26 protein-coding genes are annotated in these 25,133 nt (G+C 71.1%); 17 read left to right on the top strand and 9 right to left on the bottom strand.

Annotated elements, in window-relative coordinates; translation table 11 throughout:
• Window positions 1–234: 234 nt before the first annotated feature.
• The 14 genes from ACIGO6_RS32485 (at window position 235) to ACIGO6_RS32420 (ending at window position 9,554) form a co-directional block, all read left to right on the top strand.
• Window positions 235–792: a hypothetical protein gene (locus ACIGO6_RS32485; protein ID WP_266552551.1), complete on the top strand. Its 558-nt coding sequence runs from the start codon at window positions 235–237 to the stop codon at window positions 790–792.
• Between the two features lie 156 nt (window positions 793–948).
• Complete coding sequence (locus ACIGO6_RS32480) at window positions 949–1,623, top strand: GNAT family N-acetyltransferase (protein WP_399882566.1); 675 nt, start codon at window positions 949–951, stop codon at window positions 1,621–1,623.
• A gap of 92 nt (window positions 1,624–1,715) precedes the next feature.
• Window positions 1,716–1,949: a hypothetical protein gene (locus tag ACIGO6_RS32475; RefSeq protein WP_053761229.1), complete on the top strand. Its 234-nt coding sequence runs from the start codon at window positions 1,716–1,718 to the stop codon at window positions 1,947–1,949.
• Window positions 1,950–2,164: 215 nt separating this feature from the next.
• On the top strand, window positions 2,165–2,632 hold the full coding sequence (locus ACIGO6_RS32470) for a hypothetical protein (RefSeq protein WP_266552542.1): 468 nt from the start codon (window positions 2,165–2,167) through the stop codon (window positions 2,630–2,632).
• A 76-nt stretch (window positions 2,633–2,708) separates the two neighbouring features.
• Window positions 2,709–3,011 (top strand): hypothetical protein, encoded by a 303-nt coding sequence (locus ACIGO6_RS32465; protein ID WP_266552538.1) that lies wholly within the window; start codon window positions 2,709–2,711, stop codon window positions 3,009–3,011.
• A 135-nt stretch (window positions 3,012–3,146) separates the two neighbouring features.
• Window positions 3,147–3,512 (top strand): hypothetical protein, encoded by a 366-nt coding sequence (locus ACIGO6_RS32460; RefSeq protein WP_399882571.1) that lies wholly within the window; start codon window positions 3,147–3,149, stop codon window positions 3,510–3,512.
• A 143-nt stretch (window positions 3,513–3,655) separates the two neighbouring features.
• The gene (locus ACIGO6_RS32455; RefSeq protein ID WP_399882563.1) at window positions 3,656–4,675 is read left to right on the top strand and encodes an N-6 DNA methylase; all 1,020 of its coding nucleotides are present in this window, start codon (window positions 3,656–3,658) and stop codon (window positions 4,673–4,675) included.
• Between the two features lie 49 nt (window positions 4,676–4,724).
• Window positions 4,725–5,078, top strand: coding sequence for a hypothetical protein (locus ACIGO6_RS32450; protein WP_030578709.1), 354 nt, complete (start codon window positions 4,725–4,727; stop codon window positions 5,076–5,078).
• A gap of 13 nt (window positions 5,079–5,091) precedes the next feature.
• Entirely contained in the window at window positions 5,092–6,087 is a 996-nt protein-coding gene (locus tag ACIGO6_RS32445; protein WP_399882561.1) for a DUF4007 family protein, read from the top strand.
• Between the two features lie 161 nt (window positions 6,088–6,248).
• Window positions 6,249–6,857, top strand: a complete 609-nt coding sequence (locus ACIGO6_RS32440; protein WP_205383903.1) for a hypothetical protein — start codon at window positions 6,249–6,251, stop codon at window positions 6,855–6,857.
• A 128-nt stretch (window positions 6,858–6,985) separates the two neighbouring features.
• Entirely contained in the window at window positions 6,986–7,672 is a 687-nt protein-coding gene (locus tag ACIGO6_RS32435; protein ID WP_399882559.1) for a hypothetical protein, read from the top strand.
• Window positions 7,673–7,987: 315 nt separating this feature from the next.
• Complete coding sequence (locus tag ACIGO6_RS32430; protein ID WP_030819367.1) at window positions 7,988–8,437, top strand: hypothetical protein; 450 nt, start codon at window positions 7,988–7,990, stop codon at window positions 8,435–8,437.
• Complete coding sequence (locus ACIGO6_RS32425) at window positions 8,434–8,796, top strand: hypothetical protein (RefSeq protein ID WP_399882556.1); 363 nt, start codon at window positions 8,434–8,436, stop codon at window positions 8,794–8,796. The genes ACIGO6_RS32430 and ACIGO6_RS32425 overlap by 4 nt, the downstream gene beginning before the upstream one ends.
• On the top strand, window positions 8,793–9,554 hold the full coding sequence (locus ACIGO6_RS32420) for a DUF6884 domain-containing protein (RefSeq protein WP_399882554.1): 762 nt from the start codon (window positions 8,793–8,795) through the stop codon (window positions 9,552–9,554). Before ACIGO6_RS32425 ends, ACIGO6_RS32420 begins: the two co-directional genes overlap by 4 nt.
• A gap of 350 nt (window positions 9,555–9,904) precedes the next feature.
• Here the strand turns inward: ACIGO6_RS32420 and ACIGO6_RS32415 are convergent, their stop codons facing one another.
• The gene (locus tag ACIGO6_RS32415) at window positions 9,905–10,915 is read right to left on the bottom strand and encodes an NAD(P)H-dependent glycerol-3-phosphate dehydrogenase (protein ID WP_399882552.1); all 1,011 of its coding nucleotides are present in this window, start codon (window positions 10,913–10,915) and stop codon (window positions 9,905–9,907) included.
• A 328-nt stretch (window positions 10,916–11,243) separates the two neighbouring features.
• Between ACIGO6_RS32415 and ACIGO6_RS32410 the strand changes: the two genes are divergently transcribed.
• The gene (locus tag ACIGO6_RS32410; RefSeq protein WP_399882550.1) at window positions 11,244–12,230 is read left to right on the top strand and encodes a phosphotransferase family protein; all 987 of its coding nucleotides are present in this window, start codon (window positions 11,244–11,246) and stop codon (window positions 12,228–12,230) included.
• On the opposite strand, the gene ACIGO6_RS32405 is transcribed toward ACIGO6_RS32410, so the two are convergent.
• The 5 genes from ACIGO6_RS32405 to ACIGO6_RS32385 all read right to left on the bottom strand — a co-directional run bounded on the left by ACIGO6_RS32405 (window position 12,191) and on the right by ACIGO6_RS32385 (window position 18,291).
• Window positions 12,191–13,480 carry an ATP-grasp domain-containing protein gene (locus ACIGO6_RS32405; RefSeq protein ID WP_399882548.1) on the bottom strand — a complete coding sequence of 430 codons (1,290 nt, stop codon included), beginning with the start codon at window positions 13,478–13,480 and terminating at the stop codon, window positions 12,191–12,193. The genes ACIGO6_RS32410 and ACIGO6_RS32405 overlap by 40 nt on opposite strands.
• Window positions 13,477–14,628 (bottom strand): glycine amidinotransferase, encoded by a 1,152-nt coding sequence (locus ACIGO6_RS32400; protein WP_030819377.1) that lies wholly within the window; start codon window positions 14,626–14,628, stop codon window positions 13,477–13,479. The genes ACIGO6_RS32405 and ACIGO6_RS32400 overlap by 4 nt, the downstream gene beginning before the upstream one ends.
• 29 nt (window positions 14,629–14,657) lie before the next feature.
• Window positions 14,658–15,635, bottom strand: a complete 978-nt coding sequence (locus ACIGO6_RS32395; RefSeq protein WP_399882546.1) for an aspartyl/asparaginyl beta-hydroxylase domain-containing protein — start codon at window positions 15,633–15,635, stop codon at window positions 14,658–14,660.
• Window positions 15,636–15,650: 15 nt separating this feature from the next.
• Window positions 15,651–17,057, bottom strand: coding sequence for a hypothetical protein (locus tag ACIGO6_RS32390; RefSeq protein WP_399882544.1), 1,407 nt, complete (start codon window positions 17,055–17,057; stop codon window positions 15,651–15,653).
• Between the two features lie 61 nt (window positions 17,058–17,118).
• Window positions 17,119–18,291 carry a cytochrome P450 gene (locus tag ACIGO6_RS32385; RefSeq protein WP_399882542.1) on the bottom strand — a complete coding sequence of 391 codons (1,173 nt, stop codon included), beginning with the start codon at window positions 18,289–18,291 and terminating at the stop codon, window positions 17,119–17,121.
• A 372-nt stretch (window positions 18,292–18,663) separates the two neighbouring features.
• On the opposite strand from ACIGO6_RS32385, the gene ACIGO6_RS32380 reads away from it, so the two are divergent.
• Window positions 18,664–19,983, top strand: a complete 1,320-nt coding sequence (locus ACIGO6_RS32380; protein ID WP_399882540.1) for a helix-turn-helix transcriptional regulator — start codon at window positions 18,664–18,666, stop codon at window positions 19,981–19,983.
• Between the two features lie 278 nt (window positions 19,984–20,261).
• Here ACIGO6_RS32380 and ACIGO6_RS32375 read toward each other — a convergent pair whose 3' ends face one another.
• Window positions 20,262–21,026 (bottom strand): hypothetical protein, encoded by a 765-nt coding sequence (locus ACIGO6_RS32375; protein ID WP_399882538.1) that lies wholly within the window; start codon window positions 21,024–21,026, stop codon window positions 20,262–20,264.
• A gap of 212 nt (window positions 21,027–21,238) precedes the next feature.
• Between ACIGO6_RS32375 and ACIGO6_RS32370 the strand changes: the two genes are divergently transcribed.
• Entirely contained in the window at window positions 21,239–21,382 is a 144-nt protein-coding gene (locus ACIGO6_RS32370; RefSeq protein ID WP_167353436.1) for a hypothetical protein, read from the top strand.
• Window positions 21,383–21,509: 127 nt separating this feature from the next.
• Here ACIGO6_RS32370 and ACIGO6_RS32365 read toward each other — a convergent pair whose 3' ends face one another.
• On the bottom strand, window positions 21,510–21,773 hold the full coding sequence (locus ACIGO6_RS32365; protein ID WP_030819389.1) for a hypothetical protein: 264 nt from the start codon (window positions 21,771–21,773) through the stop codon (window positions 21,510–21,512).
• A gap of 347 nt (window positions 21,774–22,120) precedes the next feature.
• On the bottom strand, window positions 22,121–25,123 hold the full coding sequence (locus ACIGO6_RS32360; RefSeq protein ID WP_399882535.1) for a DUF499 domain-containing protein: 3,003 nt from the start codon (window positions 25,121–25,123) through the stop codon (window positions 22,121–22,123).
• Window positions 25,124–25,133: the final 10 nt, after the last annotated feature.

The following is a 25,133-nucleotide window of genomic DNA, read 5'->3' as shown; positions in this document are numbered from 1 at the left end:
AGTCCGGTCCGGGAGCAACGGCTCAATCCGCGCCCACTGCGCATCAGTCAACGGCACACCCGGACCAACGACCGACTGATCCAAACGAAACTGCCTAGCTGAAGTGTTGTTGCGTATTTGCATTCCACTGTGTATTGTCATTCTCGGTTCGGGCCAACGCCCCGCCACACCAACCCACTTGACGAGCGCCGCTCCGGGCGTCGCGCCCGTCTCAGCACATCCGGGGGACTACAGATGAAGCGGAACAAGCCGCTCATAAAGCGCCGCAAGGCCGGGACGCAGTACCGGCGGCGGAGGCTGCATCCGTGGGGAAAGCACGCCTCCTCGTACTGGGCGCTGGCCGTGCCCCAGGCGTTCACCGGGACCGGCCAGACCGTCCTCGACATGACCGGAGCGGTGCCCGCGGGCGCGGACGAGTCCAGGCCCGACAACCCGCGCTACGGCTCCGTGCTGCGCTGGCGGCTCGACCGCGGCGGCCAGACGCAGTTCGTCTACGGCATCCAGGTATGGGGGCGGTACCGGAGCGAGAGCCCGTCGGCTTACGGCAAGCGCATCTCCGGCGCGTTCCGCCGGTCCCTCCCCACTTCGACGGACGTCTACCACGTGTTCGTCGCGGAGCGGCCGGGTTGCGCACGAGGAACGCGGTGCCCGCTCACGCGGCACTGGTACACGGCCATCGAGGCCGACCTGTCGACACACCAGCCGGATCGGTGCCCGATGGGCGTCCTGAACGACGGCCCGCCCTGGCGCCTGATCGGCCGGACAGTCCCTGACGGCCGCCACATCTACTGACGGCCCTCGCACAGCACTCCGGGCCGCCCGGGCAGCTCTCAGCTCCGGTCGGCCCGGCCTCAGAGCCCGAACCGCCGTTGAGGCCCCTCCGGCAACCCTCCCTTCCGCCAACCCCAGAGGCGACGCACTGCGCCTCATACCGCCCCAGGAGTCCCTATGGGTAGCACCCGCACACGCCTGCCCGGCATCACCCTCCGCGACGCGGCGCCCACCGACGCGGACGCCGTCATGCGGCTCCTCGCCGACGTGAACCCCGACGATCCCGACGCGTTCGAGGACGTACGGCCGAACCTGTCCCTGCCGCAGGAAGGGCCCCTCTCCCACTTCCGGGCCCTGATGATCGTGGCCGAAAACGATGAAGGCGAGACGCTCGGCGTCCTCATCGGAGGCGTTCCGCTGTGGCTCTTCGACCATCCCGGCATCGACGTGCCGCTGGCGCACCTTCTGGCGGAACGGACCGCGATCGTCACCGCGGTTGCGGTGGACCCCGGGCAGCGCGGGCGAGGCATCGGGGCCGAACTCATTCGGCATTCCGTACGCCGCTTCACGCGCGCCGGTTACGGACTGCTGACCCTCAACTGCGCCCCGGATCTGGAGAGTTACTACGAAGGTCTCGGCTTCTCCATCATGAACGGCCTGAACGTGGCCCTCGGCCCCCTGAACGCGGTCGGGCACCGATGGGGCGATACCCGGGTGGCCGCCCGGCTCCTGGACCGATACACGACCCTCGTCGACGTCCCGGGCCTTACCTCCCCGGTCGTCTCGGGCATCCTTCCCAACACCCGGATGCAGCGTGGCGCGTACTTCGACGGGGAGCAATTCCGCGCCTGAGCCGATCACTGCCCGGGTGTCTGGCCTCCCGGGCGACAGAACTCACCCACGGATGCAGGTATCAGCCGGCATCCAGAACCAAGGAGGAACTGATGCCGGTTGTCGACGGCAAGAGCCCGAGCCCGTGGGTCCGATGGGCGCTGCGATGGGGCGCGCCGAGCGCAGTCGTCGCCCTGGTCAGCGTGTGGGTACTGGAGCCCGCCAGTCTTGTCGGCGCGGTCATTGCGGCCGGGGTGGCACTGACGGCGCTCCTGGTCTTCGTCGGCACGATGCCCCGCCGGCAGCCACCGGCCCAGCAGCGGGCGCGCAGGGACGCCGGCAAGTAGAAGGCTCCAGCGAGGCGGCCGGTGCGCCGTTACCCGAGAGCTCGGATGGCGGGCCCGGATCAGTGATCCGGCTCGCCCCCGAGGGCGGGCCGAGAAGCGCTCACAACTACCCGCGATGTTGCGTATTTGTCTTTCGGTATGTAGATTGATTGCATCGCTGGCGGACCTCCAGGTCCACGCCGCACAAAACCCCTCTACTGCTCTGGAGTCCTCCCATGCTTGCTGTCGCCCACGAGGCAGAGGTAGACGCCGCCCTTCTCGCCTACCGGAGGGGATGGGCCGACGCCTGGCTGACCCTGGTGGACGTCACCACCGACTTGATGCACCTGGCCAGTCACATGCGCGCCGACATCGAACGCTGCCTCGACGGCGACGCGAAGGCGCGACTCGACGAACGGCCCCTGGCCGCCATGCCGAACCTCGACCCGTCTGTCGCGCCGATCCACAACACGGACGATTCGGCCGCCGCAGACCACCTCTTCGACGTGTACGTGCACGCCAGCGACGCCGCTGCCGCCCTCCGCGTGCACATGGCAGAGGACCCCTACCCCACCTTCTCGAAGGCGCTGCACGTGCTGCTCAACGAACTGCGCGCCTACGCCCAGAACCTCGGCTTCGACTTCGACGAGGTCATGCGCGCGGCATCGCAGGCCCACCGGGTCGACCAGCGCAAGGCCAGGTAGCCGGACGCCGCCCCGGTGCCGCCGCCCGCGGTGCCGCCGCTCCCCACGAACGATCCCTCCTGGAAGGACCTTGACCATGACCACGCCCCTGATCCCCGCCCCGGCTCGATCGGGCCGCGGCTCGATACGCATGCACCTCGACCGCGGGGAACACCCCGCGACTCGGGTGCCGCTCCTCGGCGCCGATCTCGACAACCCGCCCGCCGTCTGCGGAGGCTGCGCCAACACCGTGTTGAAGCGGCTCGATGACGGTCGAGAGCGTCTCAAGTGCGGGCTTCTGCCTCGCGGAAGCCGCGGACTGCGCGGCCCGGATCTGCGCGAGTCCATGCCCGCGTGCGTGAAGTACGCCGCGGCGTCCGCCGCACCGCGGAACACCTGATCTTCCTGACCACGCGCCCGGGCCCCCTCCGCCGGAACCCACGACGGTCCCGTACACCAAAAGGCGGCGGACCCCGGGCGCGCGGTCAGGATCCCCCTCCACCACCCGCACCCGCCTCACCCCGGAGACGTGATCATGCTGCCCGGCCTCGCCCAGCACATCGACTTCCAGGCCGCCCACAACGACTACACCCGCGGGTTCCTCGTGGTGAGCAAGGCCGACCGCACCACCGCGTACGGGTACGTGTGGGAACACGCCCTCCCGGACGGCACCACCACGTGGGTCGCCCAGCCGGACACGGCCAACGACGCTTCGCGCATCCCCGGGTTCCAGTCCCGGGAGTGGGCCGGGGAGTTCCTGTACGAGCGCGAGTGGCCCAAGTTCGTCCGTCGCGGGAACGACAAGGGCGACGCCCTCCCGCAGCCGGGATGCGCCGAAAGCGCGCCGTGTGGGACGTGCTCCCTGTGCGAGCCCGAGCTGGCCTGCCGCGGAGTCCTCTGAACGAGCCGGCTGACGCCCCTACGCCATCCATCACCACAACGTGCAGGTCCGGGGCTGCGGACGACGCCTTCCCGCTCGCGGCCCCGGCACCGGCTTCCTGTTCCTGACCACAACACACCACCCACCCATGCCCTGGAACCCTCATGCCCGCTGCTGATTCCACCGCCGCCCACGTGACCGAGGCCGTTGACCAGGTGCTCACCCACAGGGCTCGGAACTGCACCGACCCGAGCTGCGCCCGGCACGCCGGTACGACCGACTGTCCTCCGATCACCGTCAGTTGTAGCGCCGGCTCCGTCCTCGGCGAAGCGGTCGCCGAAGCCTGGCACGCCGCCGGCGGCAGCCGCCTCGACATCCCCGCAGGGGTCGTCGCGGCCCTCGCCCTGTGGCCCCAGAAGTCCCCCGGTGCGGCGGCCGCCGACACGATCGCCGCGTACATCGCCGCACAGCCCCCGCGCGTCCTGGTCTGCGGCCTGGCCGATAGCGCCAACTACTACTACGGTCTCCGCCCCGACCTTTGGGCCACCGCCCGCCCGCTGTTCGACTGGACCAGGGAGGACCTGCACGACACCCACCTCGCGGGCGTGCGTGCTGTGGCCCTTGCCGCGCTGCGCCACGGAGTCCTCCGGCACACGGGAGACACCGACCCCGCCGAGCGGTCCAGGATCGACCTGATGTCCTGGGTCATCACAGCCCTACGCCACCATCACTCCCGGCGCAGCCTCGGCGAGTACCACACTCCGCCCGACATCAGCGATCTGATCGCCGCGATGCTGGCCGACGAAGGCGGCACAGGAAAGCGACCCCACCACCGCGGTGAGTGGGCGCTCGAGCCGGCCGCCGGAACCGGAGGGCTCTTCCGCTCCGCGGCGCAGGACCTGCGCCGCGACGGCGAGGACCCGGCAGAGCGCGGCTGGGTCATGCTCGAACTCGACCCCCTGGCCGCCGCTGGAGCCGCCGTCAACACCCTCGTCTGGGAACTGGGCCCCCGCGCGGTCGTCGGATGCGGAGACGTCCTCGCACAGCCCGACCTGGCCGAGGAAACCCTTGCCCGGCAGCGTGACATGGCGCGCCACCGCGACGACGTCATGAAACTGATCGGCTTCGCCATCGCCACTCGCACCGCCGAGCAGCTGCTGGACGCCCTCACGGCCAGCAGGTAGCTGCCCCGCCCCGGCCCACGCCTCGTGGGCCGGGCCCGAAGGAGGAACCGTGGCACAAGCCCACGACCACAGCGACAGCCAGGCCGTAGCCCGGGCGCTGCGCGCCGTCATGCCGGCACCCAGCCGTACCAGCGTGTATGTGCTGACCTGCGGATGTCCCGACGCCGAGGGACTGTTGTCCTGGTACATCGACACCGAGACCCGGTCCTACGAACTCGACCTTTCCCGCGCCGCGGCCGGTCCGAGTCAGGTTCGGCTGACCAGCCGGCCGCTCATCGGCGACGGCACCGTCTGGAGCGAGGACCTCCTCGTTCCAGACACCCCGGCCGACTGGGCGCACTCCCTCGCACGTCTCGTCGCCCGGCTCACCCTTTCCGACCGCAGCCCCCTCTCACTCGACTGAGCAAAGGACTACCGTGTCGAACCGCATTCCCCTGACCGGCTGCCTGCCCGGCTTCGGCCGGCACCGTGGCTACCCACCGCGCTACGGGTGGCTCCGCAAGGTCTACGACGCCCTGCGCCAGGACCCGACCGCCCTGCGCCGCCCCGACGCGACCGTCGTGCTGGGCGTCGGCAAGAGCATGGTCCCGTCCATGGCCTTTTGGTCCCAGGCCTTCGGCTTGGCCGCCCGCAACGGCCAGGACCTGGTGCCGACGAACCGCGCCCACTGGCTCCTGGACGAGGAAACCGGGGCCGACCCCTACCTTGAACTCGACGCCAGTCTCTGGCTGTTGCACTGGTGGTTGGTGAGCTCCGAGCAGTGTCACGTGCCCACCTGGCGGTATCTCTTCGGCCACTCCCCGTTCAGCCGGTCCAGCCGCGCGGAGCTGCAGGGGCGCTTGGCGGCCGCCGCCGGCGCGGCCGGCCACAGGACCCCGGCCGCGTCGGTTCTCGCGTCGGACATCGCCTGCCTGGTGAGCATGTACGCGCCCGGCAACCCCACCGCCGCGAACATCGAGGACGAGCTCTCCAACCCGTTCCGCACCCTCCACCTGCTCGACCCCGAGCCGCCCGCCGACCGCACAGCCGACCGCAGCCACCTCGTCGCCCTGCGCCGCATGGCCGGCCGCCACTGCCCCGCGCCCGTCCAGGCGTACGCGAGCCTGGACTTCGCGGCCCGGACCGCCAGCCCCGCGGCCGGCTCTATCAGCCTGGCGCGGCTTGCCTCCGACCCCCTGGGGCCCGGCCGGCTCCTTCTCACCGGTGCCGCCGACCTCCGCCGTGCCCTGCACCAAGTCGCGGACAGGCATGCGGATCTGGCCGTCGTGCAGTCCGGCGACGGCGAGGAGTCTCTCGTCTACTCGCGCCCGCCCGTCCTCCTCGCCGAGGACGTCCTGGCCGGCGCCTATCCCGCCCTGCGGCCGGCCACCAGCGGTGCTGCGGAGAAGGGGAGTTCTTGGTCCCTGTCCTGACGGACTCCGGGTTCCCGCGGGCGCGGATCGCTCAGACGAACACAAGCAATGTTGCTTATTGGCATTCCCATGTGTACTGTGATTCTCGTTGGTGGTGCTCGCCTCCCGGCTTGAGCGCCCCGCGCCCTCCCCTTCCGACGAGACAGGCCCAGGAGACACGCATGCGCATCAAGACCGGTGGACAGCACCAGGGTTGGACCGTGGTCCACCAGGCGCGGCGGGCGTGGCGCGGCTCCTTCGAGGGCGTGTGGCTCGGCGTGGAGGAGTCCACGGGGCACTGGATGGTCGGCCGCCAGCACGACGGGCAGTCGATGGACGACGGCTTCGACGCGGACGGCAACTGGGCCACGTCCCGGCACTTCCGGGAGGGCAACGAGTACCTCAACATGCGCCGGGCTCTGGCCGCGTACGACGAGGAGGCACAGAACGCGAGCGACGTCTGGAACGGGATGTGGGACCAGCGCGCCCACGAGGCCGTCGCCCGGCACCTCGCGCACCGCGTTCCCTTCCCCGCGCCGGTCCGGCTCTCGGCCGGATGGATCGGGCGCGGCCTGACCGATTACCACCCCCCGCGCGGGTCGACGTTCCCGCTCGACGGGCCGGAGGCCAAGTACGAGCTGATCCGCTACCTCCAGGGCCAGACCCGGTTCGACGAGATCGTGACGGAGCCGGGCTCGGTCTCCGAGGAGGAGGCGTACCAGCTGGCCATCAACGCGACGGGGCCGATCCGCTTCGTGTGCCGTGGCGTGACCTTCTACCTGAGCGAATGAGCCCGACGGCACGGGCGCGGGGCCACAGCGCGCACCGCGCCCGTGCCGCCGGACCACAAGTCGTCCAGCCAACCACCGACGTACCCACCGAAGGCGAGGACGCCGCCCCTGGGGGCGGTTGAGACGAGATGGACCACAAGAACCTCATCGGCCACGACGGCGCCGTTCACGAGGGCCTGCTCAACAGCCACACCGGCTTCATGATTGACGTGGCCTGCGACGCGGGCCGGTACGCGGTCGTCCACCACTACGAGAAGCTCGACCCGGCGCGCGTCACCGACGCTCCCCTGACCTGTCCTGAGTGCGTCGCCGCGAACTCCCCCGCCACCGCACAGCTGCACCGCGGACGCATCGCCCATCGGTACGCCGAAGACGTCCTCGCCCTCGCCGATACCCGCGCATGCCCGCCTGCCCAAGACGACGAAGGGCTCCGACTGGCCTTCGTGGCACTCGCGACAGAGAACCCGCCGCCCCGGGCCCTATACGCGCTGATCAGGGAGCACGTGACCGACATGCTGACCGATCGCGCCCTGGCCGTGCCGGAAGGGGTCCCGCAGGTCCTCGTGCCCTACAAGCGGTACACCGGCGGCACAGTCCAGGCCCCCGTCGGCCCTGGGGACCGCCTCATGCACTACAGCGCCGCCGGCGGGAACTTCCAGTACGTCTGGGTCGATGGGCTCGATGAGTCTCCGGACGGAATCGTCGTCACGGTCCACGAGAAGGACCGGCGTCCGGTCACGTACTCGGCGCGCGAGGCCAGCCAGCGGTACTCGAAGCTCGACCGGGCGGCACCGCTGCCGTCGAGCGGTGGGTGATCGAAGCTGACGGCTACGGCCTGACCTCAAACAGTCCTGGGCAGGCCGGGCACGTACCGTCGCGGCTGATCCCGCCCCCATCCGCAGGTGTGCGCCGGGATAACGCTCGTCCATCGCGGCCAGGTCCCCACCGCGATGGCGTCGGCCAGTTCAGGTCTTCTCACCCGCGGCCCGTGCCGGGATCCCCTCGGCCCCAGCACCGCGGGGGATGCGCCCCACCACCGTCCTGCCGCCCAACTGACCCTCTCTTTTCAGGATGCTGCGCCGCGCCGTCGCCGCGCCGCCGCCTCACCCGACTCCGGAGGCGCCCACACCATGACCACCGACAGTCCGCACGTCGCCTACCTGGCCCCTTCCGATCCTGCCCGCCCCCAGCCCGGCCGAGACAACGACGAGGAGGCCGACCGCTCCGAGAACGCGGTCCTGACCGCCTACCTCTTCCACCTGACGGCCAAGGGACACCGTGTCCTGCGGCACCGCGTCGTCACGGATCCCGTCCTGGCGTCCACCGACCTCTTCGACGCGACTGCCGGAGAGGTGGTGATGGCCTGTCACCGATCGCACTACCCCGCGCTCATCGCCGCGTACGGAGTGATCAGCGACTGCGCGCGATTCTTCTCCCCGGCCCGCCGCGCACTGCTGTTCACCGCCGAGCCGGGCTCGGTCGCCAAGGAGTTCCTGTCCCACCACAAGATCATCGCGATCTGGCCCGAGGGCGAGTCCTTCGTCCGCGCGGACCCGGCAGCCGAGACAGGCGGAGCGTGAACCGCCAGAGCTTCGGGCCACCGTCGACGAGAGCCGAGGAACGCGCCTGGCGCGCGGCCGGTCTCCTCGTCGACGTGACCGGGCGCGTACTGCCGGCCACGGCCCCGCCCTGCGGCTTCTGCGACGGCGAGGACATCGGCGACACCTGCCCGGCATCCCTGACCTGCCCCACATGCAAAGCCACGCCCCGACAAAGGTGCCGCCGGCCGAGCGGCCACACCGCCGAGCAGTGGCACCGCAGCCGCGTCCGCGCCGCCGACCTGGAAGACCAGCGCCGCGAGGAAGACGGCGACACCACCCTGCCCGCCCGCTGGGCCGAAACCCCGCCGGCGCCGACCCCATCACGAGGAACACGATGACCACCGACCACCCCCGCAACAGTGCCACGGCCACGTCGCCCGGCGCCCCGGACCGGCCGCGTACGGCCGGAGCCTTCACACCCCGCATCACCCCCGCCCAGCGCCGCGCCCTCCTCGCCGGGGCCAGGGACCCGATCGGGCTGCTGCCCAAGTCCGTCAACCTGCGGACCCTGGCGTCCCTCGCCGACATCGGCTACGTCGGCCTGGATCAGAGCCGCGACGTCCTTCGTGGACAGGAGGCAACGCGGGACGCGCTGGACGTCTGGGGCGGTGCTCTGACCGAGGACGGCTGGGAGCGGGCCCGCGCCGAGGGCGCGGGCAGGTTCCGGATCGTCGTCGTCGGCTGCGGAAAGGCCAAGCAGGACCGCCGCGTGACCGCCGGCGTGATGTACGTCGGCACCTTCCACGGCTCCTGCCGGGAGACGGCCAAAGCCCTGCTCCAGGACGGCGGCCGCCAGTACATCCTCTCCGCCGCCCACGGGCTCCTCGACCTGTCCACGCAGATCGACCCGTACGACATCACCGTGGGCGACCCCGGCAGCGTCAGCGCGGACTTCGTGCAGGCGCAGGTCCGGGAACGCGGCATCGAGTCGGCGGAGGTGACAGTGCTGGCCGGCAGCAAGTACGTGGCCCTCGCCCGGCACTCCTGGCCGGACCTTCAGGCGCCGCTCGCCGGAGCCGGCGGGATCGGGGAGATGAAACAACGCCTCTCCCAGATCCGTCTCGCCGCGCGGGCCGAAGCCGGGCAGGAGCGGTGAGCGCGCCGCTCGGGCCCGCTCCGGCTCGGTGGGAGGCCATGGCTGCCGGCAGCGCCGAGGGCTGGGCTCAGCGGTGGAGCCGCGGTGTGCCGACGTGGGTCCATACGTCGCAAGGCGGCTTCGACCGGCGCCGCTACGAGGTGGTCGAGCTGGCGGAGGCGCCCGCCCGGCGACGACGGCGTCCGGCATCGTCTGCTCGATGAGCAGCGCGGGCGGCAGCGCGATCTCCGCCGCGATGACGCTGGCCGCGACCGCGCGCCAGAGACGAACGTCCCGGTCGGTGAGGTTTCCAGCGTGGCGGCGGACGAAGCCGGAGCGGCAGGCCCCAGGGGCCGGGGTGCCGCAGGGGGTCAGCGCTCGGGCTTGGGGGGCCGCTGCATCAGCGCGGACGCGGCCTGGTCGAGCGTGACCTTCTCGTGCAGCAGGTCGGAGACGATCTCGGTGATCGGCATCTCGACGTCGTGGGCGCCGGCCAGGGCGAGGATCGCCTCGGCGCTCTTGACGCCCTCGGTGGTCTGCCGGGTCGCGGCAGTGGCCTCGGCCATCGTCAAGCCGTGGCCGAGGTGGGTGCCGAAGGTGCGGTTGCGCGACAGCGGGGAGGAGCAGGTCGCCACCAGGTCGCCCAGGCCGGCGAGCCCGGCGAGGGTGGCCGGGTGGGCGCCCATCGCGGTGGCCAGCCGGGTGGTCTCCGCCAGTCCCCGGGTGATGAGCATGGCCTGCGCGTTGTGTCCCAGGCCCATGCCGGAGGCGATGCCGACCGCGAGGGCGATGACGTTCTTGACCGCGCCGCCGAGCTCGCAGCCGGTGACGTCGGTGGAGGTGTAGGGCCGGAAGTAGGGGGTGTGGCACGCGCGCTGGACGCGGTGGGCGGCGTCCTCGTCGGGGCAGGCGATGGTGGCGGCGGCGGGCTGGCCGCCCATGATCTCGCCCGCGAGGTTCGGGCCGGACAGCACCGCGACCCGGTATGCGGGGATGCCGGTCACCTCGGTGATGATCTGGCTCGCCCGCAGCCCGCTGCCGATCTCGATGCCCTTCATCAGCGACACGATCACGGTGTCGGGGCCGATGTGCGGGGCCCAGGCCGCCAGGCTGGTGCGCAGGGACTGCGCGGGGATGGACAGCACAAGGAAGTCCGCGCCCGCGAGCGCGGCGGCTGGATCGGTCGTCGCGCTCACCGTGTGGGGCAGCTCGACGTCCGGGAAGTAGCCTGGGTTGCGGTGCGTGGTGTTGATCGCGTCGGCGATCTCGGCGCGGCGGGCGTGCATGATCACGCTGGTGCCGGCGTCGGCCATGATCTTGCCCACGGCGGTGCCCCAGGAACCAGCCGAGAACACCGCCGCACGGACGTGGTGCTGATTCACTGCGGGGTCTCCATGCTGGACGCGGGCCGGGCGCCGAGACGGCGGCCGGGCGCCGCCATCCTATCGGCCGACCCCACTTCGGGCGGGGCGTGAAGACGCCGCAGGGTCAGCAGCACGGCCCGCCGACCGCGCAGGGTGGGGAGAACCTGGTGCGCCTCGCGGAGCACCCTGGGATCCCAGTCGGAACGGACCAGGAAACCGGTGTTGCTGTCAGAAGTCTTGACAGGTGGTGATCCGGGCCGCGTCACCAAGGACGAATGTGGTTCGGCCGTAGCGTCGTACGCGGTGTATGTGACGAACAGCCTCCGGGCGGGGCATCCTGAGCGGCATGGACTTCCATCCGGTTGAGCGTGCCTCGCAGGCGTTCCAGCAGTCACTGACGGCGGAGGAGATCGAACAGGTCTGCCGACGGGCCTTCGGCGGCGACGCCGCGCCTGTGTCCGCTGTCGAGCTGGGCACGGGGATGTACAACAACGTCTACCGCGTCACCCTGGCCGGCCAGGTCCGGCCGGTGATCCTGCGGGTCGCGCCGCCGGAGGGCCGTCAGTTCCGGAGTGAGCGCCACCTGATGCGCAACGAGTTCGCGAGCCTGCCGTGGCTGGCGGTGATCGCGCCGCTGATGCCGCGGGTGCTCGCCGCCGACTGGTCGCACGAGGTGATCGGCCGGGACTGGATGATCCAGACCCACCTGGACGGCATCGCGGCCCCGGAGCACCTGGGAACGTATCCGCGTACCGCGTGGCCGGCGTTCTTCCGGCGGATGGGCGATATCGCCCGCTCCGTGCACGACGTGCGCGGCCCGCACTTCGGGCCTGTCAGCGGCCCGGGGTACGCCACCTGGAGCGAAGCGGTGATCGCTTCGTTGGAGGAGATCGCTGCGGACCTGGACGGCGTCGGCCTGGACGCGGCCGACGTGCGGAAGGTCGCGGCGGTGGCCGCGCACGAGAGCGCCGTGTTCGACGAGGTCACCGAACCGAGGCTGCTGACCGGGGACCTGTGGACCGTCAACGCCCTGATGGACCCGGCAGCCCCCGAGCCGGTGATCACCGGCGTCCTGGACTTCGACCGCACATGGTTCGGTGACCCCGCCGCTGACTGGACCATCCGCATGGCGACGGCCAAGGCGGACGAGCGCGAAGCGTTCTGGGAGCCCTATGGAGTGCTGGACCGCTCGCCCGCCGCAGTGTGGCGGGCGCGGGTGTACGAGGCCCGGCACCTGGGCGCGATCCGCCTGGAGCGCCACCGGCTGGCCAAGGCGGACGCGGTCCGCGAGAGCTACGGCGCGATGGCCGAGGTGCTCGCCGGACTGACCTGACCGGGCCCGTCCATCGGTTCGACGTGGATGCGGATCTGCCGCAGGAGCGCGTCGGCCCGCTCCTCGACCTCGGCGGCGTCCGGGCCGGTGACCACGAACGACCCCAGCCGGTGGCCGTTGGCGTCCGGCTCGTGGACAAGGCCGCCGATCGCCACCCGCCGGCGGACGAACGGTACGCCCGGACCCGTCCCCGGGAGCCCAGAGAACGACGTCAGCCGTCCCGCGCGCGGGCTGGTCACGAACCGCACGGTCGCGTAACCGCGGGCGGTGGGGGTGAGTGCGGCCGGGCGTCCGAGGGCGACGTCGAGCAGCGCCGCCCACACGTCTACGCCCAGGGCGTGCTGGATCAGGAGCCCGATCTGCCCGGCGGCGAGGCGGGCACCGATCTCGATGACCACGCACCGCCCGTCCCTGCCGACCATGACTTCGGTGTGCGAGGCGCCGTGCCGGATACCGGCCGCCCGGATGGCCGCCTCCGTCTCTCTGTACACGGCTGCCTCGACGGCCGGGGGCAGGTGGACGGGGAGGCTGTGCCCCGTCTCGACTCTGTTCGCGCCGCCCGTCACCTGCTTGTGGGTGACGGCGAGGTGCGTCGTGGTGCCGCCCTGGGTGAAGGACTCGACGCTGTACTCCGTCCCGGCGGCGTACGCCTGGACCAGGACACGCGGGTCGCCTCCGCTTGCGTACATGCCGGCCACCGCGCGGGCGGCGTCGACGGCCTCGGCCGCACCAGCCGGGCCGCTCACCACCCTGACGCCGGCGGAGCCCGCCCCGGCAGCCGGCTTTATGACGCACGGGAAGCCGACCCGCGGGTCCGCCAGCGCGGCCCGCAGCCCCTCCTTGTCCCGGACAAGGACCGTGTACGGGGCGCGCACCCCTGCCGCGGCGAACGCCTCGGCCATGGCCGCCTTGTCCCGGGCCGCCCGTGCCCGGCCCGGGTCGTTACCGGGCACCCCCAGCTCGGCGCAGAGATGCGCGGCGAGTTCGGTCAGGTACTCGTTGACGGTCAGCACCGCGCCGACACCGCGGCGACGGGCATGCGCGGCAAGCTCGGCCAGGGCCCGGTCGGGCCGGGCGAAGTCGGTGACGATGTGCCCGGCCAGCAGGTCCTTCAGCTCAGGCCCGTAGCCCTCGTACGCCGCGGCGGTGGTCGCGGCGTGGACCTGGTGCCCCCGGGCGGCGGCCGCCATGGCGAGGGCGCCCGCTTCGGGGCCGGCCGCGTCCAGCAGCAGCACGCCCGGGAGGGTCACGACAGGTAGTCCTCGAAGCCGCCGGTGCGGTGCGTGTCCAGGGTGAAGCAGTGGAACCCGCCCCCGAACAGGCGCCGGTGCCGGTGGCGTACGGGCACCACGCCGAAGCCCTCGGCCTCCAGCAGCTTGGCCAGGCCGGTGCACTCCTCGTTGACGAGCACCGTGCTCTCGTCGACCGAGAGGACGTTGAGGTCGATGTAGGGGCTGGTGAGGACGAGGTCCTCGTAGTCGTCGTAGACCGGGAACGCGCCCGCGTCCGGCTCCGGCGGCACGATGTAGCGCCACGAGCGCAAGCGTTCGGGCATCAGGTCCCGGATGCCGTCGTGCCGGGCCAGGAACACCCCCGGCTTCAGGGCGAGGACCATCGAGTCGATGTGGTTGTCCGCCATCCGCCACACCCGGTGGACGCGGTACTGGTGGCCGAGGTGCCGCTCCAGCCACTCCGCGCCCCGGGTGTGGTTCTCCTGCGCGACGTTGACGACCAGGTCGCGGCCCAGCCGCAGCACCTGCGCGCCGTCCAGCATCATCTCCACGCCGACGTCGTACGGGCTCGGCTGCGGGTCCTCGATCGCCTCGGTCGGCCCGCCCAGGGTGGTCGCGGTGTCGCGCGCGTACGACAGGTCGAAGCTGTTGTCGGTGAGGGTGGGGCGGGGCATCGTCGTCCACCGCGCGCCGTCCTCCCAGTAGCTGGTGAAGACCGGGGCGAGCAGGCGGGTCTCCAGGTAGCGGGAGCGGATCGCGGGCGGCGTCTCGATGATCTCGGCCCCGAGGATCAGCGTGTTGTCGCGGATGTTCAGCGCGGGCGTGGGGGCGGCCTCCCAGCCCAGGCCCGCGATCGGGGCCGCGTTGGCAGGCAGGGGCAGCGGCCGGTGCACGGCGATTCCGAGCTCGGCGAGCGTGGCCGCCAGCGCCTCCACGTCCTCGTGCAGCTCCTCGGCGTACCGCGCCTTGATGGTCCAGCTCTCCCGGTGGCCAGCCGCCGCCTTCGTCAGGCGCGGATAGGCCCAGTCCGACCGGAAGCCGCTCAGGTTCTCGTGGTGGAACAGCTCGAAGCTGACGTCGCGGTCGTGTCCCACGTAGTTGGCGGCGGACCCGACGATGACCTCCTTGAGCGGGGTGAAGTCGTCGTGACTGTTCAGGCGGGGCATGGGCGTTCCTCTCCGGCGGACGGGGCGGGTCAGGGGGTGCGGGGGGCTGCGGTCACGTGCCGGTCGGCGAGCGCGCGGCCCCGGCGGACGCGCAGGGTCAGACCGGCGCCGTCGTTGTCCGGCTGGAGGGTGCGCTGCTCGCTCCAGCCGGAGAACCGGAACTCTCCGGCGTCGCCGGCCGGGACGAGGGCGAAGGTGCGCCCGGCGATCGTCAGGGTGAGGACGCCGTCGGCGTCGCGGGCGATGCGGGCGGGGATGAGGGAGCCGTCCAGTGGGGCGGCCGCGTCGAAGTCCGCGAACCCGGACGGCAGCAGCGCCTCGTAGGGCAGTCCGGCGGGCCAGGCAGGCTCCGGGCCCGGGCCGGTGCGGTTGAACAGGACCTCGCCACGGGTCAGCAGTTGCTGCCAGGAGTCCGGGAACCAGTCCGCGAGGTCCGCGGTGAGCAGGGCGTCGATGACGACGTGCACCCGGGTCACCGCGGTGCTGGTGTTGCGTACCAGGTGCTCGCGGGAGAAGTCCCCGTACCAGAGGGTGCCCGGCTGCCAGCAGTGTTCGACGCCGCCCAGGACGAGCACGGCGCCCGGGTCGGTGATGACGGGGATGTGCAGGCGGACGATGCCCCGGTCCAGGCGGTACTTGGGGTCGCTGTGCGGGTTGGAGACGGCGCCGGGCCCCAGCGCCATCAGCCGCACTGCGTTCAGCGGGGCCGGGAGCGAGTGAAGGATCTGAGCGAGGTAGGGCAGCTGGTCGAGCCAGCGGGTCGCCGCGAAGGGCTGAGGGCCGGGGCCGCCCGGGTCGGTGCGCTCCGGGTCGCCGCCGAGGCTGCGCAGGGGCAGGACGCGCCAGTCGATCGAGGCGGCTTGGCCGACCTGCCCGCCGTAGGTGTGGATGCGCTGCGGGTTCCACGTGTGGGCGGTGACGGCGGCGAGTTCGGCGGCGAGCTTGTCGGCGTCGAAGACGGGGGAGAGCTGGGCGGCCTCGGCGGCCGCGGTGAGCGAGGTGGTCATGGTGAGGCTCCCGGGTCAGGAGGAGAAGGACACGGCGCCGGTGCCGATGTGCTGGCTGGCGTCGTAGGTGCCGGCGGGCACGGTCGCGAACCGCGCGTCGAGCCGGCCGAAGGCGCCCGCGTGGCCCTCGGCGGGGTCGTAGGCGATGCAGAACACGAACTGCACCGGCTCCCCGGGGGCCAGGGGGATGGCAGGCATCGACACGATCACCCCCATGCGGGTGGCCGGGTCGTACGTCAGGCCCAGCTCGTCGAGCGCGGCCAGGAACGCGGTGAAGGAGGACACGGCCCAGGTGGGCGGGACGTGGTACTCGACCACCTGCCGGGCCGGGGCGGCGGCGACCTCGACGATGCCGTGGGCGATCGACTGGTAGATGTGCAGCGATCCGCTGACCTGGGCGTTGACCTCGGTGAACACCACCCGCCCGCCGGGCAGGACCAGGGCGTCCGCGCTCAGGTGCCCACGGTAGCCCATCGACCGGTACGCCTCGGCGAGGCGGGTGCCGCCGTCCAGGAGTGCCGTACGCACGGGCTCGGTGACGCCGTTGAGGGGTACCACCTGGTGGCTCAGGCGGCGACCGACGTAGTGCAGGTGGCCCGTCTCGGTGGCCCGGGTGCCCTCATCGGACGTGTAGTGCTCGGAGTACACCGCATCGGCGCCGGGCGCGAACTCCTCGATGACGACCGGCCACCGGTCTTCCCCGCTCGCCCACGGCCACCGCTTCGCCCAGTACGCGGTGATGCCGTCCGGGCCCGGGGCCAGGTGGTGCAGGTGCCGGGCACCGACGTGGTCCACCGCCATCTCCTGATCGCGCACGAGCAGCTGGTTGCCGACTCCGGCACCGTTGTGGGCCTGCTTGACCACGACGGCCCCGCTCGCAGAGGTCTCCAGCAGCGCGCCGGTCGCCTCGATGGCTTCGGCGCGGCTGCGGCAGATGCGGCCCGGCAGGATCGGCACCCCGGACGCCGCCGCCAGGGCCCGGAAGTTCGCTTTGTTGTTGCCGATCTCCCCGCCGCCCTGCTCGAAGAAGGCCGCCCCGGGGAAGCGGCTCGCCACACCCAGGGCGTTGGCGAGCCGTGCCACGGCGGCCGACGGCCACAGCGCGAACACCTCGCTCACCGCGCCGCCCCCATCCGGGCCGAGCGCGGCCCGCACCTGCTCCACGAACGCGGGCACGGTCAGCGAGGCGGGATCGAGCAGCCGGTTGCCCCACGCTCCGGCCGGGGCGGTCAGCACGGTCAGCTCCTCGCGCTTCACGCCGGTGTGGGCCAGGGCGTAGTCGACGAACACCGCATCCGGCTCGCAGCACAGGATGAGCAGGTCACCGGGGCGGGCGAACCAGAACAGGCGCTGCGTCCAGGCGCGCATGTCGCCGCGCGCGCGGATCGAGGGATCGATGTGGTTGCCGATGAGGATGCGCACGACGGACTCCTTCAAGAGGTGGGCGGGCGGCGCCTCGCGGCACCGGGCGAGGGGGAGGGGATCAGCGATGAAGCAGGGCGGCGGGCAGCGTGTCGAAGGCGCGCATGGTCGCCGTGCGGCGCCGTACGCCGTCGCCGGCAGCGGCCAGGTGGGCTCGGTGGTCGCTCAGGGCGGCGACCAGGGCGCGCAGTCCGGCCTGGGCGACGGTCGTACCGATGCAGGAATGCGGCCCCCACCCGTACCCGAGATGCGGGTTCGGGGTGCGGTCCAGCACCAGCTCGTCCGCCCGCGCGAAGGCGGCCGGGTCACGGTTGGCCGCCGCGAACAAGGTGACGACCTTCTGCCCGGCGGCGATCTCGACCCCGCCGATCCGGCACGCCCGTACCGCCGTGCGCGTGGTGCCCTGCACCGGCCCGTCGAAGCGCACCAGCTCGTCCACACCCGTGGCCAGCAGCGCCCGGTCCCGCAACCGGTCGAGGACTCCCGGGTGGATGAGAAGGGTGTGCACGGCGTTGCCGACGGCGGCCGCCATCGTGCTGTAGCCGCCCTGGAACATCACCCGCGCGGTGTTCTTCACGTACAGCCGGGCAGCCGCGTCGCCGCCGGGGGCCGCCGCCTGGCGGACCCGGGCCAGCAGGCCGGGCCGGGCCGAGGCCGCGAACCAGGAGTCGACCAGGTCGCTCAGCTGCTGACGAGCGATCCGCCCCGGCTCCACGAGCGTCGGGTTGAGGCCGCCATCCATGCTCCGCATGATCGCGTCCGACACGGCGGCGAACTCCCCGTACGGCGGGGGCTCAACACCCAGCAGATCGGCCACGACGGCCACGGACAGCGGCACGGCAAGCTCGGCCACCACGTCGAACGGACCCCCGCCGGCCAGCACGTCGAGCCGCTCCAGCACCAGGCGGTGGGCGCGCTCCTCGATCGCGGTGAGGTCCTGGGCGCGCAGCGCGGTCATGAACAGGGAGCGGACCTGGCTCTGCTGCGGCGGGTCAAGCGTCTGCACGCTCAACGACGGCTCGGGCACCGTGCCCCCGGTGCGCCGCGGGTCACGGGCGAACGTGGCGTGGTCGCGCAGCACGCGCACGCTGTCCGCGTACCGGGTCAGCGCCCACGAGTCCATGCCAACGTGCCAGAACACGGGCTCGAGCTGCCGCAGTTCGGCCAGCACCGGATACGGGTCGCGCAGGACCTCCGGGTCCAAGGGGTCGTAGCGGTCGGTCACAGAGGGCATCGCGGGTCCTTCCAGAGCGGGGAGGGCGGGCCCGCCCCAGCGGACCCGCCCCGAATGCCTCGGACTCAGTGGTCGTACGACATGGCAGTCCCCTTCCTCGGCGTTGGCGACGGCGGACGTCCCGCAGGGTGGCGAAGGCTCCGTTCGGCCCTCGCCCGACGGGCGGCCAGGTGCAGCCCGGCGGGCGGGACAAAGGCCGTAGGAAACGGGTTCGTCACCGTGGTCCCGCCCGGTCGCACAGGCGCCGAGCGGAACACCACGAAGTACAGCCCCCGCCGAACTCCGTGCCCAGACGCGCGCCCTATCCCCGCCCTATCCCCGGTCTGCACGAACCGCTCCCCCTGGGGGCGGAGCGGGTGGTGCAATGAGCGGGTGGACGACGAAATCCGCCACCCCCTCGCGTACGCCAGGAACGAGCGCGGATGGTCGCAGGAGGAACTGGCCCGCCGCATCCGGCGGGCCGCCGAGCGCCGTGGCCTGCGCTCAGGCACCAGAGGGTCACGGATCTACAAGTGGGAGACCGGCCGGGCCACCCCCGACGAAGACGAATCCCAGCCCCTCATCGCCGAGGTCTTCGGCATCGACTACGCGGCCGTCGCCCATCTCGGCTGGCCCCACTGGCTCCCGAGCCAGGACAGCCCGCTGCCGCTGGGCCCGCACAACGCCGTCCCCTCCCTCCGAGAGGCCCTGATGACCTCCCTGGACCGCCGCTCCTTCCTCGCCTACACCAGCGGCTCCCTGGCAGCCCTCGCCCACCAGTGGGCCATCACCGAGCCCGGCCGGTTCCCGCGCCTCACCGCGCGCGGTGAAGTCGACGCCGAGATGGTCGCCTGGCTGGAGAACAGCGGCGCCGAACTGATCCGCCTCGCCACCGAACGCCGGCAGCACACCCACCGTCTGCTCGACGCGCACCTGACCGCCGTCACCGACCTCATCAGCGAGGGCCGCTACACCCGCCCCGTCGAACAAAGGCTGCATACGCTGGCCGCCGCCCTCTCCCAGGCCATCGCCTGGCAGCACTTCGACGAACGCCGCCACGCCTCCGCCGGCCGTTTCTGGCACGCAGCCCTCCACAACGCCCACGCCGCCGACCAGCGCGACCTCGGTGCGGGCATCTTGTCCGACCTCGCGTACCAGTTGCTGTGGCTTCGGGACGCGCGTACCGCGGCCGACATCCTCGAATACGCGATCCCCCGCACTCGGCACCCCGCCGCGCGATCTCTCCTGCACCTGCGACAGGCCCGCGCCCTCGCCGCCCTCGACGAGGGCGGCCGGTGCCGCCGCGCCCTCACCGCCGCGGAGAAGGCCCTGGACACCTCGTCGTACGACCCCGCACCCGCCTGGTGTTCATGGATGTCACACGCCGATCTCGCAGCGGACGGCGGGCGCTGCCTCGCGGATCTCGGCCAGCGGCGCCAAGCACACCAGCTGATGGACGAGGGCATTGCCCTGCTGCCCGCCACCCGCTCCAAGACTCGATCCGTCTTCCTCACCTACCAGGCCGAGACCTACCTCCGGGACGGCGAACCGGAGATCGCCGCAGCGACCGCTACCCATTCCCTGGACCTGGCCAGCCGGATCGCCGCACCCCGGTGCGTGACCATGGTGCGCGACCTCGAACCGGAGCTGTCTCGGTACGCGCACACACCCGGCGTCGGCGAACTCCTCGAACGACTCCGAGCCGTCGGCTGAAACTCTGCGACCGGCTGCCCGGCCCCGCTTGTGAAGCTCGAACGGATGCGCCGCCATTGGACGTTGCTCATCCTGAAGTTGGTCGAAGGCGACCGCGCCATCGCCGGACACCTCCACGAAGCCCACATCGGCACCCACTTCGCCCGCGCCTACGTCATCCCCGTCGGCCGACCCCGCATGAGAGTGCCCGCAGTCGGCCCCGGCACCGCTTTTCCCCCGTGCCGTGGGGCGCTGCGGGGGCCGACGCAGCGGCCACTCTCGACCCCGGAGCATCCGGCCTACGCGAGCGGGGCGTTGGCGCCGGTGAGGTCTTCGACCACGCCCGGGTCGAGCTCCGCGGCGCGATCCCGCAGGCGCATCTGCTGCGCGGGGGTCAGGCCAAGCTCGTCGTCGAAGGCGAGGCGTTCGAGGGCGGCGGCGATGTAGCCGGGCGCGGCTGCTGCCAGGGCCTGGCGCACGGCCTCGCCGACAACGTCTGCCACGGGCAGGTCAGCGGAGTAGTGCGCGGCGATGCCGTATGTCTCGGCCGCCCGCATGTTGATCCGCTCCAGAGCGGCCTGCACGCTGGCGTCACCGTGGTCGGCACGCAGGACGAGGTCCACTTGGTCGCGGCCGCTTGCGGCAGCGGTCACCGGCCGGAGACCAGACGCAGCCGGCCGCTCGGGGGCAGCCTCCTGCACCACCTCGGCGGCCAGAGTGTCCTTGGGCCTTCGTCGCACCTTCTCCTTGAAACGACGCGCCCCCTCCTTGAGGTACGGGGTGGCAACCTCCACGGCGGCGACCGTCACGGTTCGAGCGACCTCCACCGCAATGTCGGTGGCGCAGTTGACCAGGATGTTCCTTAGGCCGTCCTTGTAGCCCTCGTCGTACCGGTCGTCGGCGTCGAAGAGTTCGGCCTGGGCAACGAGCGAGTTGTCCCGGTCATCGCGGGCGGTACCCCGCATACCGCCGGAGGAGGCACGGGAACGGTCGAGGTGAGTGCCGGCGGGGAACTCGACCAGCATGAACTTTCGATTCGGCTGCGGCCGTTGATAGTTGGACATGACGGAACTGTAGGGGGCCGCACCGACAGCGCGGCCGTTTCCAGGGATCGCCATCAGCCGTCGCTGAGGAAGTCGTTTACCTCGCCCTCGCTCCGCTCGAGTGCCTCGGCCGTAGCCCCTATCGTGCCGACCCTCCCGCGTCCGGCGGCGAGGAACGTGCCTGATGTGCCTGAACAGGATATGGGCCTGTGACCAGCAGTAGCACTTGACAGATGCAGATAATCCCCTCGGCAGTCCACCGGTTCGGGCTGGTGGACCTCGAGCCCGCAGGGGGCGACGACGGCCAGGTGGTCGACGGCCAACTGCTGGTGGGTGTCGACAACAGCCTCAGCAGCTCCAAGTCTCCCGGCCGTTGAGGGTCGCGCATGCCGCGTCGGCGGCAGTCGCGCAGCAGGTCGGCCCACGACTCGGTCGACTCCCGCAGGCCCTCGGCCAGGGCGATCAGTGTGCAGAAGCGCCTACTCGCCGCCTGAAGACGCCCGCCTAGTCGTCGTTCGGCAGGTACCACCCGTGCTCGCGATGCCTGGGCTCTGGTGGGTTCGGGTTCTCGCGGGCATAGGCCTCGTTTGCACGGCGAGTCATCTCTGCGTCGTAGCGGTGCAGCTCGTCGTAGAGTTTGTCCGCCTCGTTGACATCCCCAGCGGATACGTAACGCTCTCGCAGCGCCTCGCGCTCGTCTGCGAGTTCCGCGTCGGACAGCGGGCGGAGGCTACCGAGGCCACGCGCGATGGCGTCGAAGATGCCCATGCGTTGATGTTGTCACACTGGCGGCTACCGCCGCGCCGTTGTCCGCCAATACCGCCTCGAAGGTACGCGAAGATGCCCGGCTCGCGGCCGCCGAGATCACCGCGCCGGAAAGCCCCATCCACAACTCTTGACTGTTACTCGAGGTTTTTGACCGACACCACGGCCGTCTCGAACCCGGTGGACGGAGTCCGGCACGGATCTGCCCGCATAGCAGGTGATGCCCCTCCTCCGGAGGGACCTCGGCAGTTTCCAGGACCAGTGCCGTCGGCAGTCGACCTCGTTCGACTGCCGACGGCAGTTGGAATGGCCAACCCTTGTTACTGGGTGGCGCGGCCCGGGTCGCGTGCCTAGATCTCCTTGAAGGTGGCCGCGATGCCCAGTTCCTGAAGGCGCTGCTGAATCTGCTCGGCGGCATCGGCGTTGAGGACGACCTGGATCGTTCCCTGCAGATAGCTGATCTGTCGTTCGTCCAGGGCCATGTAGAACGCCCGGAACAGTGCGGCAAACCCGTCGGCGCTGTCGGCGCTGGCCAGCAGGTTACTGGTGAACGAGAACGCCGCCTGCTTGTCCTTGGCGGGTGGAGGGGTGTCGGCGTCTGAACGGCCGCCGCTTGTTGTTCGGCTGTCGTCGTTAGTCGGACCGTTCGACGCACCGGGGCTGGCTGCGCCGCTCGGGGTCGCCTCATCCGGGGCTTCCGGGGCACTGTTGGTCACGCACGGGCCCTCGTGGGCTGGTTCGCTGCACGCCGGGCATGCCCGAGGTTGCGGTTTCGCCAGCCGCAGGCTCGTGCTCGCGAGGTTGACCTGCCCGGGTGCGGTGACAGCAACTTCCGTGCCCATGCCGTCGACGATGCTGACGAGGTTCTCGTTGACGGCGTCGTAGATCGCTTGCTGGAGGTCACGGTCGCCGCCGTAGAGCAAGGGCAGCCGCGGGGCGCTGTAGAACGCGGCCCGGATGTCCGAGAGGGTTTTGCCGTAGTCCTGGTCGCGGAGGTTGTGCTGCAGGGCCCTGGGGGTGAACTCCCCTACGTCGAAGACCTTGTCCCGGGCGGCGAGTGCCTTCCAGACGGCGGTGCCGTTGAGGGCGGTGAAGTTGTCGTCGTCGTGCGTGAGCTCGTCGAGGTAGCGTTCTCCGTCCGGGTCGGGCTGGGCGAGGAAGACGATGTGCTGGTACGCCCGCTTGAGGGCCTTCTCCAGCTGGTCCTTCGCGGCGGCGAGCTCCTTGGTTCCGGTCGTCTTGAGTTCGCTGTCGTTCTGTACTTCGGGTGCAGCCAGGGCCCTCTGCCGGGCCAGGTACTCGACGGCCAGGCTGCGTACGAGGCTGCGGCGCTGAGTGTTCGCTATCGCGTAGACCGCGCTGCTGGCCCACTGGACGGGGAGTCGCTGTGCGCCCTGTCCGAGTCCCATCGCGACGGTGAGCGCCTCAAGGGTCGACTTTTCCATGCCGTTGCGCAGGCTGAACTGCGCAGGGTCGAGCACGATGAGGCGGGTCGTGTAGGCAGTGTCCAGGCCGCTCGTGGCCATGACCTCGGTCGCGGTGCGCTGAAGGTCGGCGGGCAGGAACTTGAGCTCGCGGAACGGGCCGTTGCTGGCCAGTTTCTGGGCGAACTCAGAGATGACCTGGTCACGCTCGTCTTCGGTGATGGTGCGCCGGATATTGGTGACGAGCATTCGGTGGGTGAGCCGGGTGGACAGGAAGTACCGGGCCGGCTTGTTGTTGCCCTGTCCGCGGACGATGTCGAGGGCGCTTATGCCCCGGCCCTGGTCGACGAGTTCGTCGACCACGCTGTCGGCATCCGTGATCGTGTAGCGCACGTCCGGCACGCTGGTGACGGCTTTGACCTCGGGTGCGCTGGCGCCGCGTCCGCGTCCAGGGCGCAGGGTTCCGACGATGCTCGCCAGGAAGATGAAGGTGGCCGCGCGCTCGGCCGCGTGCGGATTGGCTTCAATCCAGGGGGCTTCAGACCGCTCGAGATCCTGTCGGCGTGCGGTTCCCGTGGATCCGTCGTTGTTGACGATCTCGATCTCCGCGAGGCTGCGGTAGTTCGCGATCGTGCGGTCGTCCTCGACAAGGCCGCTGCCCAGGAGCGCTTCGCGAACAGTGCTGTCCGAGAGCGGGAGGTCGCCTGGGCCAATGAGCGCTGGCGCCCACTCACCGGCCTTGCCGCGCTGCTGGAGGGCATACACCGTGGCGGCGAAGATGCGGATCGTGGAGCGGACCCGCTGGAACCCGGTGACCCTGCTCCACTCGTCCTTCGCCAAGGCCATCAGCATTGGGTGGAAGGGATAGCAGGCAGCGACCTCGTCGGACCAGTTGCGTCGCCAGTCAGCACCGATCTGCTCCCAGACATGCTTGGCCCAGGCCCGGTCGGTGAGCACCGGTTCGTAGAGTGCGGCTGTCGCGGCGAGGACCTCGCGGGCGGGTTCGGTGTCGAACAGTCGCCGGCGCAAGATGTCGGCGAAGTCTCCCACCTCGGTGACCGTGGCCGGGAAGCCGTTGCGTTCAAGCTGGCTGTTGAGGTCGTCGCGGCGTTCCTTGGCGGCAGCCGACAAGGCGGTCTTGTCGGTGTCGGAAGCGATCATCACCACGAGCATGGCTACGTGGGGCACGTCGTTGACTGTGTCGAGCAGGGCTCGGAGGAAGGCCATGTCCTGGGCCGCGAGGTCGGGCTTGTTGCTGCCGTCGAGGCCGTTGCCGATGTAGTCGAGGATCTCGTCGACGATGATCAGCACAGGCCGGTTCACGGCCCGGAGAGCCTCGGCGATCTTGTGCTTGTCGCTCCAGAACGGCTGATAGCGCTCGTAGAGGGCGTAGTCCTTGGAGAACAGCCGCCACAAGAACCTTTCGTGAAGGCTGACAGCCGGCCCGTCGAGTTCCTTCACTCCAGCGCCTGCGGTCATGTTGTCGCAGGGAAGAACGACGACATGCGGCTGGCCGAGGTCGCGAGCGAGCGGTCGCCCCATCTTTGCACGTGCCCGCTCGGCGACCCTCTCGCCGAGCTCTGTGGCCAGCAGGACCTCAGGGGCGGCGGCCAGGTGGAAGGCACCGATGCAGGCGTGTGACTTGCCGCCGCCCATGCCCTGGTCGAGACGGGTGACGGCCCGCGCCTTGAGGTAGTCCTCGCCGCCGCCGACACGGACCGCGATCTCAGTGAGCAGGTCGATGAGGCGTTCGGTGGGGTGGGTGATGTCCCCGTAGTAGCCGGCGTCCGCGTACGGCGGCCGATCCGCACCGGTTGCGTGGACGGCCCGGAACAGTGACATCTGCACGTCATCGATCTGGCCGGAGGCATTGAGGATCTCCTGGCGGATCTTCAGTGCCTTCCACCACGGTGTCACGCTCGTCGTCACTGCTGGTCTC

This window comes from Streptomyces sp. NPDC053750, assembly GCF_044544295.1.
Taxonomy (GTDB): domain Bacteria; phylum Actinomycetota; class Actinomycetes; order Streptomycetales; family Streptomycetaceae; genus Streptomyces.
The sequence above is the reverse complement of the archived record's forward strand: the minus strand, read 5'-3'. Positions and strand labels throughout refer to the sequence as shown.

Excerpts from the sequence above, each read along its gene's own strand:
- ACIGO6_RS32485 (WP_266552551.1), top strand. The coding sequence starts at position 235 with ATGAAGCGGAACAAGCCGCTCATAAAGCGCCGCAAGGCCGGGACGCAG.
- ACIGO6_RS32480 (WP_399882566.1), top strand. The coding sequence starts at position 949 with ATGGGTAGCACCCGCACACGCCTGCCCGGCATCACCCTCCGCGACGCG.
- ACIGO6_RS32475 (WP_053761229.1), top strand. The coding sequence starts at position 1,716 with ATGCCGGTTGTCGACGGCAAGAGCCCGAGCCCGTGGGTCCGATGGGCG.
- ACIGO6_RS32470 (WP_266552542.1), top strand. The coding sequence starts at position 2,165 with ATGCTTGCTGTCGCCCACGAGGCAGAGGTAGACGCCGCCCTTCTCGCC.
- ACIGO6_RS32465 (WP_266552538.1), top strand. The coding sequence starts at position 2,709 with ATGACCACGCCCCTGATCCCCGCCCCGGCTCGATCGGGCCGCGGCTCG.
- ACIGO6_RS32460 (WP_399882571.1), top strand. The coding sequence starts at position 3,147 with ATGCTGCCCGGCCTCGCCCAGCACATCGACTTCCAGGCCGCCCACAAC.
- ACIGO6_RS32455 (WP_399882563.1), top strand. The coding sequence starts at position 3,656 with ATGCCCGCTGCTGATTCCACCGCCGCCCACGTGACCGAGGCCGTTGAC.
- ACIGO6_RS32440 (WP_205383903.1), top strand. The coding sequence starts at position 6,249 with ATGCGCATCAAGACCGGTGGACAGCACCAGGGTTGGACCGTGGTCCAC.
- ACIGO6_RS32435 (WP_399882559.1), top strand. The coding sequence starts at position 6,986 with ATGGACCACAAGAACCTCATCGGCCACGACGGCGCCGTTCACGAGGGC.
- ACIGO6_RS32430 (WP_030819367.1), top strand. The coding sequence starts at position 7,988 with ATGACCACCGACAGTCCGCACGTCGCCTACCTGGCCCCTTCCGATCCT.
- ACIGO6_RS32420 (WP_399882554.1), top strand. The coding sequence starts at position 8,793 with ATGACCACCGACCACCCCCGCAACAGTGCCACGGCCACGTCGCCCGGC.
- ACIGO6_RS32410 (WP_399882550.1), top strand. The coding sequence starts at position 11,244 with ATGGACTTCCATCCGGTTGAGCGTGCCTCGCAGGCGTTCCAGCAGTCA.
- ACIGO6_RS32400 (WP_030819377.1), bottom strand. The coding sequence starts at position 14,628 with ATGCCCCGCCTGAACAGTCACGACGACTTCACCCCGCTCAAGGAGGTC.
- ACIGO6_RS32395 (WP_399882546.1), bottom strand. The coding sequence starts at position 15,635 with ATGACCACCTCGCTCACCGCGGCCGCCGAGGCCGCCCAGCTCTCCCCC.
- ACIGO6_RS32385 (WP_399882542.1), bottom strand. The coding sequence starts at position 18,291 with ATGCCCTCTGTGACCGACCGCTACGACCCCTTGGACCCGGAGGTCCTG.
- ACIGO6_RS32375 (WP_399882538.1), bottom strand. The coding sequence starts at position 21,026 with ATGTCCAACTATCAACGGCCGCAGCCGAATCGAAAGTTCATGCTGGTC.
- ACIGO6_RS32370 (WP_167353436.1), top strand. The coding sequence starts at position 21,239 with ATGCAGATAATCCCCTCGGCAGTCCACCGGTTCGGGCTGGTGGACCTC.
- ACIGO6_RS32365 (WP_030819389.1), bottom strand. The coding sequence starts at position 21,773 with ATGGGCATCTTCGACGCCATCGCGCGTGGCCTCGGTAGCCTCCGCCCG.